The organism is Alteromonas sp. ABH4_457 (assembly GCF_056160625.1).
In genome coordinates this window covers 454940-470656 of the sequence record NZ_JBSWXN010000005.1, presented here as the reverse complement: position 1 = coordinate 470656, position 15717 = coordinate 454940, and the positions used below count along the sequence as shown (strand labels likewise).

The following is a 15717-nucleotide window of genomic DNA, read 5'->3' as shown; positions in this document are numbered from 1 at the left end:
CACAGAACCTGACTGACTACTAAAAATACCTTTTGCTGTTGTTTAACTATGGTCAATCTCCGGTGAAATTCAAATTATGGGTCAGAAATTTATTGTGTTTTTGGTCTTGCTGAATGACGAAGTGGTCTTATCCGGCAATCCTGATAGTTAACTGTGGCGTAAAATACAAAGTTCAGTGTTTTTTGAGATACCGGCATGACTTCAGATCAAGGAAAGAATAAGGCAACAACCTGGCAGGTTGTTAAATGGATCCGGACCCTGCTCACGGGCTACCGGATACAGGTGACAGGCGCAATCATCGCCTTGCTGGTGGCCTCCGGCGCGTGGCTGCTTCTGGGTCAGGGAATTAAGCTGGCCGTCGATCAGGGTTTTATGAACGACAACGCAGACATGCTGAACCGGGCAATTATTGGTGTTCTTGTGATTACTGCGGTGGCAAGCCTGGCAACCTATGTGCGTTTTTACCTGATGACCTGGCTGGGTGAACGCATCAGTGCCGATATACGCATCAGCGTATTTTCTCATTTGCTCACCCTGCCACCATCTTTCTTTGCAAAATTACGCACCGGAGAAGTCATTTCCCGCTTCACCAGCGACACCACCATTATTCAAACTGTGGTGGGTATGAGTCTGTCGATGGCGATCCGCTCCTTTATCACTTTCACCGGCGCGCTGGTGCTGATGACCATCACCAGCCCGGTGCTGACCTTGTGCGTATTACTGGCGGTGCCTGCGGTGTTAGTCCCCATCCGTTTGCTTGCCCCTCAGGTACGTCATTACGCCCGTCTGAGTCAGGACAGGGTGGCAGATTTGGGGGCGCATATTGATCAAAGTTTACATGAAATAATGACTGTACAGGCTTTCAACGCAGCAGATTTGGAACGTTCCCAGTTCAAGGCCGGCGTGGATGCCGTTATGGAAACCGCCGGACGCCGTATCCATTACCGTTCTATGCTGATTGGATTAATTATGCTGCTGAGTCTCAGCGCTATCGTCCTGATTGCCTGGTTCGGTGCCAGACAAGTGTTTGCCGGTGATATGACCGCAGGTGAACTGTCAGCCTTTTTATTCTATGCGGTGATGGCCGGCGGCAGCGTGGCAACCATCAGCGAGGTTATCGGCGAAGTTCAGCGTGGAGCCGGCGCCAGCGAACGGTTACTGGAACTTTTACATACGGTGCCGGACATCTCCCCGGGCATAACACAGTTCAGTAATGACACGGCCAGACCACCAGCCATCATTTTTGACAATATTACTTTTTGTTACCCCGGCAGCGGCGTCCTGTTTAATCAACTGTCTTTAACTGTCAATCCCGGCGAGAAGGTTGCCCTGGTAGGGGCCAGCGGAGCAGGAAAAACGACGCTGTTTCAATTGTTGCTTCGCTTTTATGATGTGCGCAAAGGCACCATTCTGCTGGACGAAGCCCCTATAACGTCATTATCGCTGGAATCATTAAGAAGTCAGATCGCGATTGTTACTCAGGAGCCCGTGGTTTTTGCCACCAGCGTACTTGAAAATATCCGCTACGGTTGCCCGTCAGCCAGCGATGAGCAGGTCAGGAAAGCAGCTAAATCCGCATTTGCCCACGAATTCATTGAAGAGCTGGAGAAAGGCTATCACACTCAGTTGGGAGAACGGGGAGTAAGGTTGTCCGGCGGTCAGAAGCAGCGCATTGCCATTGCCCGTGCCCTGCTGGCCAACAGGCCAGTACTGTTACTTGATGAAGCAACCAGCGCACTGGATGCCCGCAGTGAAAAAATGGTGCAGGAGGCGCTGAATAAGCTGATGCAGGGTCGTACTACCATTATCATTGCTCACAGGCTGGCCACCGTGAAACATGTTGACCGGATCATCGTCATGGATAAGGGACACGTTGTAAGTACAGGAAAACACGATGAACTGATAGAAAACGATACGCTGTACAGGGAGTACGCTGAACTGCAATTGCTTAGCTAACAAGGCTGTGGTGCTATACACAGCTTATAAAAACAAAAATTTAACAACAATCACTTTACTGACTCCGGCGCGTCTCCGTTCAGCGTGCAGGAGAGTGACAAGCGTTGATGAAACACGGAAATACAATGAAAACCCAACTACGAACCTCTGTTTTTTTTAGTCTCACTGTTTTATTTTCCATAGTGAGCAGCAGTGCCAATGCCCAGTTTTTTGGCGATAATCAGGCCAAACTCGTTGTCCTTGAAGAAATTAAATTTCAATATGCCAAACGGGATGTGGAAGCTGTGGGAACTGCAGAAGCCGTCCGCTCGGTTGTATTGTATCCCGCTGTTGCAGACGAAGTGACTGAAGTGAATTTTGTACCGGGCCAGTATGTAGAACAGGGCCGGGTACTGGTAAAACTGGACGACCGCCGTCAGCAGGTTGCCGTTCGCCGCGCTGAGCTCCAGTTACTTGACGCAGAACGTTCCTATAAACGTTTACAGGAAAGCCGGGCAAAGGGCGCCATTCCCCAGAGTGAACTCGATCTGGCGCAAACCACCCGTGACCTTGCCAAAGTTACCCTTGATGAAGCCAAAGCAGATTTAGAAGACCGCACCGTTGAAGCACCGTTCAGCGGGATTGTCGGCCTGACAGATGTTGAAGTGGGCGATCGTATTACAGCCACCACCGCCATCACGACTCTGGATGACAGAAGCAAACTCTTTGTTGATTTCCGCGCCCCTGAAGCAGCGCTTACTGTATTGCTCAACCAGCCGGAAGTCACGTTACAACCCTGGACAAACCGCGATAAAACACTGCCGGCAGAAATTGCTGAAGTTGACTCGCGTATCAGCGAAACTGACCGTACCTTACGTGCACGGGCTATCCTGGACAACAATCTAGACAACTACCGCCCGGGCATGAGCTTCCGTGTAAACCTTGAGATTAATGGCAATGAATATGCGGCTGTACCTGAAGCTTCTTTGTTATGGGGTGCAACCGGTGCCTACGTGTGGATTGCTGAAAATGGTAAAGCCCGCCGCGTTGATGTGATTGTGCATCAGCGTCTGCGAGGCACAATTCTCGTATCCGGTAACCTGTCTCCGGGTGATATGCTGATTTCTGAAGGTGTTCAGCGTCTTCGTGAAGGGCAGCAAATCACAACCGAACTGGCACGCCGGAGCGACAACAATGACTAAGCACTCTCAACAGACCGGCGATTTGCCGTCGGTTTCTATTCGCCGCCCCGTATTAATTGTTGTACTTAATCTGCTTATTGTCATTGCCGGCTTTGCTGCCGTTAACGGTCTGGAAGTACGGGAACTGCCTGACGTTGATACACCACAAATCACTGTAACGGCGGAGTACCCCGGCGGTTCTCCGGAAACCGTGGACGCTGAAGTGACCAGCCGGCTGGAAGGCGCAGTGGCCCGGGTCAGCGGTGTGAAAAATATCTACGCTCAGAGCGAAGAAGGCTCCGCCCGCGTGCGGGTTGAGTTCAGACCCGGCATTGATTTGGAAGATGCTGCCAATGAAACCCGCGAATCAGTAAGCCGTGTACAGCGCCAGTTACCCGAGGATGTGGAACAGGTATCCATTATCCGTGCAGACAGTGACGCTCAGGCGGTAGTCAGTCTGGCAGTATCCAGTGACACTCTGGATATGGAAACGCTGACCGAGCGTGTTGATACCGATCTGGCGCCGCTATTTTTGAGTATTCCCGGAGTTGCTGACGTACAGTTAAGTGGCGACCGCGAGCGCGTACTTCGCGTGTCTGTCGATCCTCTGCGGCTGACCAGTTTCAACCTGTCGATGACAGATGTGGCAAATGCACTCGAATTAGCGCCCTTTGATGTTCCTGCAGGGAGCATCCAGTCTCAGGACCAGTCTCTCATCGTCCGCGCAGATGCGACGTCTGTTTCAGCACAGGATGTTTCAGATATCGTGATCAGCGGAGATATCCGGGTTGGCGATGTCGCCAGCGTATTTTTTGGCCCCGCAGACAGCAGCAGTATGGTGCGCCTTGACGGTCGTCCGGTGATTGGTTTAGGCGTGATCAGACAAGCCAGCTCTAATACCATCGAAATTTCAGATGAAGTTATGGCCATGGTGGAAGATCTGAACAAACGCTTTGTTGATATGGACATTGTCGTTACCAGTGATGACGCTGAATTCATCCGTGATTCTGTGGGCGAAGTGATTGGCTCTTTAAGCATCACCATTATTCTGGTTGTGTTTACATTATTAGTCTTCATTGGTTCATGGCGTGCAACCATCGTCCCCGCCCTGTCCATTCCGGTATCCCTGGCCGGGGCGCTTGGCGTTATCTGGATGCTTGGCTTCTCAATCAATATTCTTACCCTGCTCGCACTGGTGCTGGCAACCGGGATGATTGTTGATGATGCTATTGTGGTGTCAGAAAATATTCAGCGTCGCCGGGGCATGGGCCTCGGAGCCAGAGCCGCGGCAGTTATCGGTACCCGTGAAGTGTTTTTTGCGGTTGTAGCAACCACGGCGGTACTCGCTTCGGTGTTCATCCCCATCGCATTTTTACCGTCTACGGCGGGACGTCTGTTCAGAGAATTCGGCGGTGTACTGGCCGGTGCGGTAATCATTTCATCCTTCGTCGCACTTTCTCTGGTACCTGCTCTGACCGCACGTTTGCCGGTGAAGAAAGCCAAAGAGAAAGGCATATTTTCAGCCACGCTGGGACGTTTCGGAAATGCATGCCTGCGTGGTTATCAGCGCTCACTTTTATGGTCGCTTAAATACGCCTGGCTTATTGTCCTGTTAAGTATTCTGGCTGCTGTTGGCGCCTGGTTTACAGCTCAGAATATCAACAATGAGCTGCTACCCAGCGAAGACCGTGGCACAATCCGTATTTTCGCCCGTGGCCCTGACGGCGCAGGCATGAATTTTATGGATCGTCAGGCTCATAAGATGGAAGAGGTGCTGCTGCCTTACGTCGAAAACGGTACTGTGGATTCTATCTATACGGTAGTCGGCTCCTGGGATCCAAACATTGTATTTATCACAGTACCTCTTAAACACTGGGATGACCGCGATAAATCATTACAGGATATCGTGTCGGAAATCCGTCCTCAGTTGCAGGCAATTCCGGGAGCGCCGGGAAATGCATTCGGGGGCAACAGCCTGAATTTACGTGGACAGGGTGGCGGACTTGAACTCGCCCTGACCGGTAGCAGCTACGAACGTATTTATGAAGCCGCGATGGACTTTGCAGCCGCTATTGAAACCAACATTCCGGAATTGGGTTCACCCCGTGTGAGTTATGAACCCACCCAGCCTCAAATGCGTGTGAATATCGACCGTCGCCGGGCAGAAGAGCTGGGCGTACCGCTTAGTGACATTGCTGCGACACTCAGGGCTGCCGTGAATGGCGACGATATTGCTGATTTGAATGTGGGTGACCAGGCGATTCCAATCATGCTGGAATCCAGCAGACGAAATACCAGCAACCCGTCGGATTTAACTAATCTCTATGTGAAGTCTGATAATGGCTCACTCATCCCGCTGAGCAGCGTAGCGTACATCACGGAAGAAGGTGTTGCCGCGGAGCTGGAGCGTCAGTCCCAGCGCAGAGCTATTAAACTGGAAATGGAATTACCTGACGGCTTCCCCATCAATGAAGCTGTAGAGAAAATCCGCGCCCTCGGCAACGACACACTTCCTGATGGCATTGGCACTGTGTTCCTGGGTGAGGCACAAACATTTGAAGAAACCTCTCAGCAAGTTGCACTGACTTATGTTCTGGCTTTCATCATCGTGCTGCTGGTTCTGGCAGCGCAGTTTGAGAGTGTTAACAGTGCCATTGTGGTTATGCTCACTGTACCCTTTGGTATCGCCGCAGCGATTTATGCGCTGTACCTGACCAATACCACAATTAATGTGTATTCGCAGATTGGTCTGGTGATGCTGATAGGCCTGCTGGCGAAGAACGCCATCCTGCTCATCGAATTCGCTGACCAGCTCCGCGACCACGGCCATTCAGTTTACGACGCCATAGTAGAGGCCGGTAAGGTACGTCTGCGTCCGATTATGATGACACTGGTATCCACCATCCTGGGTGGTCTGCCGCTTATCCTGTCCTCCGGTGCCGGCGCGGAATCCCGTAACGCTATCGGTTGGGTGGTGTTTGGTGGATTAGGTATCGCGGTAGTGTTTACTCTTTACCTCACACCGGTGCTGTATCTCGCCCTCGCCCGTTTCACCAAGCCACGGGCTGATGAAACCCAGCGGCTGGAGAAAGAACTCACCGATGCTGATGAACAGCAAATAGCGTAAACAACACAGCAAAAACAAAGGCCGCTTCAAATTGAAGCGGCCTTTTTCATGTCGTCAGTACTTATTTTATCTGTTCAGAATTCAGATACCGGTCATCTCTGCAAGACGCCGTATTTTATCGTTCTAGTTCAATTCCGAGGGTGATACCGGTTTTGCACGGTTTACCAGCGCTTTCGCAAGCACCTTGTGCGTCAGCAGTGACAGAAGCTCTGTTTCTTCATCACTACGTTCGCCGTCAATGCCGGTGATGGCCATGGCCACTTCCAGCGCCTTATCAGCATCAAAGAGTAAGTCAGTTTGCAACGTACGCAGATAACGTTGCTCTTCGCCTGCATCCAGTACCTGCCGTGTCTGGTAGATAGCGTCGGTAAAAAATGCCTCGCGGCAAATGGGGCTTTGCCAGTCTAAATGGTTTATAACATCTTCCAGATAATCCTGTTCTGAAAGTGTGACCTTACCGTCAACCTGGTATAACAAAACCGATAAACGGATCAGAGCTTGATTAAAAGCCTGCTCATGGGACAACTGCATGATAATCTCCATTCGTGTGCCATATGCCTTAACAGTCTGATAACAACGACGGTTAGCCGGTATTATCAAATTCGCGCGCCACTTTAGTTCCTCTATGTGACACGCCTATTACGCATAGCTGCTACAGAAAGTTCATTATGTTACACAAATGTTAATTATATGGAAATTTAAAAAATTTTCACCCTTTGTTCAGACTAAATTGTTCTAAACCGGGGTGAATGACACAGAGTTGACGATTTACGCCGGGACTATCTGAGCCCCAGCGTAACGTCGTTTATGTAGAAATTGCCGGTGTAAACAGCGTCCGGCTGGCCGGAAGCATCCAGCGCGAAGAATTGTTTATCGTTTTCATCCAGCGACTGATAACCGCCGATAACCTGATAAATCCATACCTCTTTATCGAACTCAAGTTCCCGTTCTTCAAAGTACTCAAGGGCAGATTTAGGCTGACCGGAGTCAATAACATCACAGAAGTAATCATCCACAGCAACATGGATAGGATCCTTCTCCAGTGACACACTGGACTGCGCCGTGACTTCAATTTCCTGTGCGGCCTTGTGGGCATTTTCATCCGGCTTACGGCGATGAATGTCAGTCAGGGTGCTGACAATCATCTGATAGTCACCTTCGTGAGCTACCTGGTTCACGTCGGCTGCCGCCGCTTCAAGTACACTCTCTGCCTGATTGAACAACACGGGCACCTGACTTAATGCCGGATAATTCCCCGGCGTAAAATCCGGTTGTTGCTCCATGTGCAGTAAAAAGCCCTTAAGCAGACGGGTACGTCCCTGAAACTCACGGAAGCGCCCCAGCAGGTCGAGTAAGCGGGCCTGCACCACAGACAGTTCCTGCGCAGCTTTAGAGAAACTCTGCTGTAACGCAACAACAAGCAAATGCCGCAACTCACGGTTACTGCCGGCGAGCTCACTGAGTTCATCGAAATGGAAACTCTCCAGTTGCTGCAGTAAATCACTCACCTGTCCCTGCGCCAGTTCGTTCTCACGAATTTTTGCTTCTACCGAAGAGACATAGCCAAACTCATTGTTAATGCGACTGAACAGCACCCTTACGCTGTTGGTCAGTGACTCTGTTAACTGATACACATGCTCAGTTAAATCGGTCATATGAGCATGGGCTTCGTTAAAACGGTTGTAGTGCAGCGACTCTTTGTAGTGCTCAGCTAACGTGCGCAAGCTTGCCAGCGACGCAGTGATGTTAGTGTTGATGGTACGGTTTCTTTCAACCTGCAAACTGCCTTCCAGCAATGCACGAACCGCGTTTTTCAAGCGCAGCGGACTTTGAGGATCGGGACGCCACAACACACCTAGCTGAACCAGTTGTTCCAGCACTTTGCGGCTAAAATCCGCCTCTTTTACCGACCCGTTGACGTAAGCATGCATGATGAGGTCGCTGTGGCGGCCCAGCGCATTGAGCAACCGCGTGCCGGCCTGAACCAACACCTGACTCATATCAGGCTCCCCTGCTGCACGGCAGCCTCAGCTTGCTCAGACAACGACAGACTTTCGGTTTCGTCGATAAATTTAATCATCTCAAAAAGATGCTCAACTTTACCGGTGACCAGATAAATCTGCTTTTCGGTATTCGGTTTAATCAGGTATCCCATATCGGTCAGACGCTTAAACACCTGCTTAAGCTGACCGTCCAGATTCATACTGGTAGAGTTAAACACCCGGTAACGTGAGATTTTTTCAAGCTGTTCTGCATAAGCCGGCGTATCTTCTATGACGCTTTGCAGTTCATTTAAACGCAGTGCGTTACCCATCGTGACGGGCATATCTGACTCACTGGCTTGCTGTACCAGTAACAACCATTCTACCAGCGGCACCAGACTGGATGCAGTTTCCTGAAACTGCTGGGTCAGCACTTTGCGCTCATCGTCACCCAGCGTTAAATAAGCAGCAAAAAACACGTCGCCTTCACCGGTTGACGCCAGAGTGCGGTTGAGCACATTCAGATGAGGCTCAAGCTTCTGTGCATTGTCGCGGCTTTTCAGGTAGCGCCAGCCTTCTTCATCACTCACCTGACAAATAAACTGCCCTTTCAGCAATAAACTTAAAATACGACCCTGTTCTGACATCATGCTGACTCCTCCTGTTCGCGGCGGGCTTTAATGCGTTCTGCAATAGCGCTGACTTTTGGCTCAACCACCTGTAACTGTCTGCTGACTTTATCGATAAGGTAGCGATTCTCAAACAGCGTTAATACATCAGACTCAGGATTCGGGAAGGCCCCTACCACGCTAATATTATTGTTCTGACAGGCATCGAAGATCTTCTTCACGTTGCTCTGGTGAAGTGTGCCTAATTCATCGATAGGCCAGTGAATAGTGGTATCGGCTTCACCACGAAGCAGACGGGTAAAGGCAAGCAGGAACTTACACAAAATAAGGTAAGCCATACCGTGACTGGAAGACTCGTTCAGCTGTCTGTCGGTACGGATCACAAGATCGCTGTTGCCTTCACGTAAATGCAGTTCGATATCCAGCAGTTTACTGATGCCGCCGGTCAGCGCGGCACGGCCGAGAATATCCAGCACACGGCGCATACTCTGCCCGTATTCTTCATCCGGCAATTCATTTGCGCCCAGCCCCATCCACTCGTCGTAGAGAGCCCGGAACTGTTCCAGTTCAGGCCAGAATTCCAGTTCACTGATCCGTGAGCGGATTTTTACCGCGGAGTCAGACACGCCATCAAGGAACAATTCACCGTCAACCTCTTTGGTAATGCGGCGGCTCTGACTGACGATGCGTTTATCGATATCTGCCAGTACGTAATAGTACTGACTCAGATCCGCACCAAAGATACGTCCCTGCTCTTTCAGGCCCTGTAATTTCTGCGGCACAATAACATTCAGCAGCTGCGCCAGATGGCCGACCATGCGGCGGTGGTCAACGCTCTTCACGCCCTGGGCGTTCATCACGGCACATTCTTCACGGGCCCGTTCCCAGGTATCTGACAAACCGGTTCCCGCCTGCGCGGCGATAAGCTGATCAAAGCGTTCAACATAAGCTTTCACATCAGACATTAAGCCTTCACGCTCCTGCAGGGCACTCTGCACCTGAGATAAGCGTTGATTAACGGATAACTCATCATGGCGTACAGCCTCTTCGGCCTGTACCGCCGGCAGAGCAATTTTTGCCAGCGATTTAGCAAAGTTAACCACCTGCTCATATTGGTCGGATGAGGTTTTCAGTGCCGTTTCTAACTGACCATGCTGATCTTTAAGCTGCTCCCGCGTTTCCCGGTACACGGTTTGTTTTGCAGCCAGCTCGCGCTCAGATTCGGCCAGTGACTTACGGGCTTTCGCCAGGCTGTTTTGCCAGGCAACTTTGTGGCCGGTGAACACCGTCTGATACCAGCGTTCGTAGTCAGCAACTTTATGACGATGGGTTTCTGTGCGGTAGATATCTTCTTTAAGCACTTTAATGCGCTTTTTCATCTCACCGATTTCATCCACGTCCACGCCGCGGTTATTCAGCTCATTTTCCAGCCACTGCTCAGTGTCACGACGGTCTTTTGCCGCATTATCTCTGGCTTTACGCATATCTGAATCAAGCTGACTGATACGGGCATCAGTGTCAGCAATAAGCTGCTGCCAGTGGAAGCTGTGCTCCGTTTCGGCTTCCCGTTGCTGATCTTTAATCTCATCGCGGTCAAGTTCAAACTGTGCCACCAGCTGTTTTCTGGCCTGAACGTTATCATCCAGTTTGCTGCGTGCTTTTTGTTTGCGGGCCGACAACGCCTGCTGATATTCACTCAGTACTGCATCACGGTCCTGCTGGGCACGCTTACGGGTGGCTTCTGCACTGCGTACAGCGTTATCTTTCTGGGTCATCGCCAGCTCAGCGTTACGCACGTCTTCGTTGGCTTTCGACAATACCGCTTCACACTCGTTTTGAGCCGCTAACGCCAGCGCCAGAGATTCTTCTGCAGCACTTAAACGGGCTTTAAGCTCCTGTTCAGTATGGGCATATTCCGGCGTATCCAGTGCTTCCAGTGCCAGCTTGATACCAAACAGGCTTTCACCTTCAGCCAGTTGAGGAACGAGATCTTTGCGCTCCAGCAATTCGGGACGCAAGACCTTACCCAGCGTATGTTCCCAGTTATCCAGGTTGCCACGCAGAAACTCCAGCAGGGAGCCTTCTCCGGGGTACAGGAGCTGATTGATACCGTCGACATGCTTTTCCTGTGCCCGATGCTGGTTGCGGGCTTTATCCAGTGCCGATGAGGCTGACTGACGATGCAGTACCGCCTGACTGTGGGCCTGCTGTGCCTGACGATACTCGCTGCGCGCAGCATCTTCATTGATGCTGGCTTCTTTGATTGCGGCATCCAGTAAATCAAGCTGAGACTGCTCAAACTCGTTATAACCGGCGTTATTCAGTCCGGCTTTCAGTTCGGCTTCTCCAACTTTCAGGTCGCTGAGGGCGTTTTGATGTGCGTGATTTAACGATTGAATTTGCTGTGCATAATCGTCGCGGATGTTTTGCAATGCATCACGCTCTTTCTGCTGCAGGTCACTGCGCTTATCAGCCGCTTCCTGACGGCTGGCTGAAAGCTGCTCCAGGTTCATACTGAGCTTTTCACCCAGTTCAGCGATACGGCGGTTAAACGTGGACTCAATATCCTGATGTTTTTCGGTCAATAAGGTATACCGGCCGGATACCAGTTCCAGCTCGTTCTGCCACTGACCAAGATTCGCCACATCTTCTTTTAACTGTTCAATATCCTGTTCCTGCCAGCTCTGGAATTCTTCTTCCACAGCATCCAGTTCCGAGGTGTATTTTTCTACATCCGCACGGGCAGATGACACCGTCTGATTGAGCGTGTCACGGGTCTCAGACCACTGGTTATCATTCTGCTTGCGCTGGAACTGATTCTCTTCCAGTTGATTCTTAGCCGTTTCGACAGCCGCCGATAAATGACTCTTATCCGCCTCAAACACCTGCTTTAAACCGCCAAGCTGCTTCTCTGTCGTTCCCAGTGCCATATCGGCCTGTTCAAGTTTGCCGAACTCGGGCCGGATACGATCAAACTGCTTAATGAGCTGACATTCGCGCAGCCAGTCATCCACACGGTTACGGCTTAAATTTGAGGTGGGCGGCTGCACACCGTCTTCTTCGAGAATAGCGGCAATCATGGCCTTGATGGTTTCCATCTTGCCTTCTTTAGAATGCACGGCTTTGGCCAGCTTCTCGATGTGACGTACATGCAAATTAGGCTGACACAAACTGAAAATACGGGCGTAACCCAACAATTCCCGTGAATTGCTGCTCTGGTTCAGTACACCGTGATCGTTTTGCAAAATGGCACGGAAGTCTTTTGTGGTCAGTAAACTGGTCACCAGCACGTTGTTGCGTTTCATCGCTCTGGCAAGCTCGGCGCTGCTGATACTCACCCGTTTACCGTTTTTTTGCGGCAACAGGTAATCGTCGATATCAAAAGGCTTACCGATAAAGCGGTAATTAACCCCCGTTCCGTTAGAACTCAATACCGCCTGACATAAATCCCCTTCAGCGCGGGTGAACTCATAAATAATAAAGCTGGAGGTGCGGGGTAAATACCAGCGCTCAAAACTATCACGGGTGGCCGGTACAACGCGGCTGGGATACTCGCCGTAAAAAACGGGTATCAGCCGCTGCAGCGTGGTTTTACCGGAAGCGTTGGTACCGCAGATATTGGTATGTCCATCCAGTTTGAGTTCAACGACACCCGGCAGGTGGGTATCAATAAGAATGATGCGTTTTAAACCGGCCATAATAATCCTGTCTTCGTACCGGCATGTCTTTTTTGTTATCGTCGTGACTGCCGGTATACGTCTTGCTGAAATTGTTATACCGCTGTCGGGAGGGGAAATATGTCAGGCGTTGCAAACCAGCATTCCGGCCTGCAAGAGTCTGGCCCGAGTCTTTTCTTCAAGTCATCCCTGTCGCCAGCGATATCCATCGTTTAAGCGGGGTAGCAGTGTATTATGAATTGGCAAAATTGCCCAGTGTGGATGTGATTTTGTCGGTATTCCGGTGCACTGTTTGAGTGAATATCAAACAGTGCACCACAAACGATCGTCAGGCCTTAAAGATCTTCACCTGACAGCGTTTCCTGCAGGAAGGTGATACGCTGGATAGCCACATAGCAAAGTGTTTTCACAATAAGTGCATAGAACACTGTCAGCATGGACACGGCGAACGCCGGACCGAAGACACTAAGATCTTCCATAAATGCGCCCATGGAAATCCACCCCAGCACAGTCATCAGTATACCCAGCCACATGATACTGTTACCTAGCAAGGTAAATACTCGTAGGCTAGAAATGGCCTGCGTATTGGTTTCCATGTCTCCCAACATCACCGTTTTAATGGCCAGTTTGCAAGTTTTCCATGATGTTGCGCCTATTGTAAACAGTGCCGCGGGTAGCAATGTGAGTAGCATTGACGGTACATCAATGAACATGCTGATTTCTCCCCCCAACGCCATAGCGAAAAGGGTTAACGCTAAAAATAAACCGACGCTGATAATAAACATAATTACTACCTTTTGTGTGTCATTAATAAAGTGAATGGAGGTTAATAAACTTTGTCGCCAATACCAGAATGCGTTTGCCAGTACATTATGCTGTGCTTGCCTGGCATAAAACGTTTCATCCAGATCGCCCAGCATCGGCTCCTGCAGGTGTTGGGGTACTATTCTTGCTAACAGACTTTGGGCCAGTCGTGGTGGCTTCTGCAATATACTCAGCATTGTGCGGCCTTATCGCTTAGTGCGATGTTTTGCCACATAGTCTGCAACGCCTGACGAGAGCGTTTCACTGCCGCCTGCCCTTCAGCGGTCACCTGAAAGTATTTTTTTGCCCGTCCGCCCCGTTCTGCTGTCGCTTCTCCCATTGCACTGGTGAGCAGCCCTTTATCTTCCATTCTGGTCAACGTGGTATACAGTGCGCCGATGCTCACATCCCGCTGAATGCTGTCGTGTAGCAATTGACGAATGGTGGTGCCATAGGCTTGATCACCAAGTTTCAAAATTGCCAGCAACACATACTGCTCAAATTCGCCGAGGTATTTTTCCTTACTCATAGCGCCTCCTGTGTTTGGTTTGATCTACAATGTATAACAAATAGTTTTCACGTCAATATCCTATACATTGTAGAAGTTATATCAGGCTATACAACACAATAGTCTGGCATACCCGACACGCCCTCAACGCCATTACATTCTGACGACCCAAATTACAATTAATAACATAATTGGCTGTGACGCTGATGAATACTTAACGTATTTCTTGTGCGAGGATAAAGACATAGATAACAAACTATTGGCTCTGCTGATTGGAGCAAGTGTGGCCCTCACGGGATGTAATGGCGAATCAGACTCTGACATTAGACAATGTCGGTGTGGGCGCAGATTTGTGTCATGTTATAACACGGGAAATGACCATCGGCCCAATAAAAAAAGAGACGGCATGCCGTCTCTTTTTCGTTTTATCTCTGTGGCTTACCGTGGCGGGAACATTCCGCCGCCACCGCCCATGCCACCCATTCCGCCGGGAGGCATCATGCCCTTCATCTGGCGCATCATTTTCTTCATGCCGCCGCCGGACATTTTCTTCATCATCTTCTGCATTTGGGTGAATTGCTTCAGCAGACGGTTAACATCCTGAATTTGCGTACCGGAACCGGCAGCAATACGACGTTTGCGGGAGCCTTTGATCATGTCAGGACGCTCGCGTTCAGCCGGCGTCATGGAATTGATAATGGCTTCCATCTGATTGAACTGCTTTTCATTGGCCTGATCTTTAATTTTGTCAGCCATGCCGCCCATACCCGGCAACTTGTCCATCAGCCCCATCATGCCGCCCATATTGCGCATCTGTTCAAGCTGCTCTTTAAAGTCCTGAAGGTCAAAACCTTTGCCTTTCTGAACTTTCTTCGCTAGTTTCTGCGCTTTGTCTTTATCAACTTTACGCTCAACTTCTTCAATCAGGCTGAGTACATCACCCATCCCCAGAATGCGCGAGGCAATACGCTCAGGATGGAACGGCTCAAGGGCATCAACCTTTTCACCCATACCAATGAACTTGATGGGTTTGCCGGTGATTTTACGCACCGACAACGCGGCACCACCACGGGCATCACCGTCGGCTTTAGTCAGGATCACACCGGTAAGTGGTAATGCATCATTGAAGGCTTTCGCTGTATTTGCCGCATCCTGACCGGTCATGGCATCTACCACGAACAAGGTTTCAACAGGTTTAACCGCAGCGTGAAGCGCTTTGATTTCATCCATCATGTCTGCATCAACGTGCAAACGACCGGCTGTATCCACTAAAAGTACATCGTAAAATTGTTTTTTCGCCGCATCGATGGCGCCGTTAACAATATCAATGGGCTTTTGTTCAATAGAGGAAGGATGGAAACCCACACCCACATCTGTAGCCAGTGTTTCCAGCTGCTTGATTGCCGCAGGACGATAAATATCCGCACTGACCACCAGCACTTTTTTCTTTTCGCGCTCAGTCAGATACTTAGCCAGTTTACCCACACTGGTGGTTTTACCGGCACCCTGCAAACCTGCCATCAAAACGACCGCCGGTGGCTGAGCAGAGAGGTTCAGCTTTTCATTGGCCTCCCCCATGACAGACTCAAGTTCAGACTGTACAATTTTTATGAAGACCTGACCGGGCTTCAGGGCTTTGGTCACCTCAGTGCCTACAGCACGGGCCTTGACCTGGGCGACAAACTCTTTGACTACCGGTAAGGCAACGTCCGCCTCAAGCAGTGCCATCCGCACTTCCCTGAGCGTGTCTTTAATGTTGTCTTCGGTCAGTCTGCCACGGCCACTAACGTTGCGTAACGTCTGACCAAGGCGTTCAGATAAATTCTCAAACATAAGGCAGCTTCTTCAAATCGGTTAACTCATTATTCCCGCCA

General features: G+C 50.3%; 10 protein-coding genes. 3 read left to right on the top strand and 7 right to left on the bottom strand.

Annotated features, from left to right (window positions below):
- Positions 1 to 195 precede the first annotated feature (195 nt).
- From ACXAGR_RS14840 to ACXAGR_RS14830, 3 genes are all read left to right on the top strand, one after another.
- The gene (locus ACXAGR_RS14840; RefSeq protein ID WP_474844781.1) at positions 196 to 1956 is read left to right on the top strand and encodes an ABC transporter transmembrane domain-containing protein; all 1761 of its coding nucleotides are present in this window, start codon (positions 196 to 198) and stop codon (positions 1954 to 1956) included.
- 125 nt (positions 1957 to 2081) lie between these two features.
- Positions 2082 to 3137: an efflux RND transporter periplasmic adaptor subunit gene (locus tag ACXAGR_RS14835; protein ID WP_119500781.1), complete on the top strand. Its 1056-nt coding sequence runs from the start codon at positions 2082 to 2084 to the stop codon at positions 3135 to 3137.
- Complete coding sequence (locus tag ACXAGR_RS14830; protein ID WP_474851118.1) at positions 3130 to 6243, top strand: efflux RND transporter permease subunit; 3114 nt, start codon at positions 3130 to 3132, stop codon at positions 6241 to 6243. Before ACXAGR_RS14835 ends, ACXAGR_RS14830 begins: the two co-directional genes overlap by 8 nt.
- Positions 6244 to 6366: 123 nt before the next feature.
- On the opposite strand, the gene ACXAGR_RS14825 is transcribed toward ACXAGR_RS14830, so the two are convergent.
- The 7 genes from ACXAGR_RS14825 to ffh form a co-directional block, all read right to left on the bottom strand.
- On the bottom strand, positions 6367 to 6774 hold the full coding sequence (locus ACXAGR_RS14825) for a tellurite resistance TerB family protein (protein ID WP_119503352.1): 408 nt from the start codon (positions 6772 to 6774) through the stop codon (positions 6367 to 6369).
- A gap of 248 nt (positions 6775 to 7022) precedes the next feature.
- Entirely contained in the window at positions 7023 to 8243 is a 1221-nt protein-coding gene (locus ACXAGR_RS14820) for a phosphoenolpyruvate carboxylase (protein WP_474851117.1), read from the bottom strand.
- Complete coding sequence (locus ACXAGR_RS14815) at positions 8240 to 8875, bottom strand: condensin complex protein MksE (protein ID WP_119500778.1); 636 nt, start codon at positions 8873 to 8875, stop codon at positions 8240 to 8242. The genes ACXAGR_RS14820 and ACXAGR_RS14815 overlap by 4 nt, the downstream gene beginning before the upstream one ends.
- A complete protein-coding gene (locus tag ACXAGR_RS14810) occupies positions 8872 to 12552 on the bottom strand; it encodes an ATP-binding protein (RefSeq protein WP_474844779.1) in 3681 nt (1226 codons plus the stop codon). The genes ACXAGR_RS14815 and ACXAGR_RS14810 overlap by 4 nt, the downstream gene beginning before the upstream one ends.
- Positions 12553 to 12866: 314 nt before the next feature.
- The gene (locus ACXAGR_RS14805) at positions 12867 to 13532 is read right to left on the bottom strand and encodes a permease prefix domain 2-containing transporter (RefSeq protein ID WP_474844778.1); all 666 of its coding nucleotides are present in this window, start codon (positions 13530 to 13532) and stop codon (positions 12867 to 12869) included.
- The gene (locus tag ACXAGR_RS14800; protein WP_474844777.1) at positions 13526 to 13864 is read right to left on the bottom strand and encodes a PadR family transcriptional regulator; all 339 of its coding nucleotides are present in this window, start codon (positions 13862 to 13864) and stop codon (positions 13526 to 13528) included. The genes ACXAGR_RS14805 and ACXAGR_RS14800 overlap by 7 nt, the downstream gene beginning before the upstream one ends.
- Positions 13865 to 14281: 417 nt before the next feature.
- Positions 14282 to 15676, bottom strand: a complete 1395-nt coding sequence (gene ffh, locus ACXAGR_RS14795; protein WP_474844776.1) for a signal recognition particle protein — start codon at positions 15674 to 15676, stop codon at positions 14282 to 14284.
- Positions 15677 to 15717 lie beyond the last annotated feature (41 nt).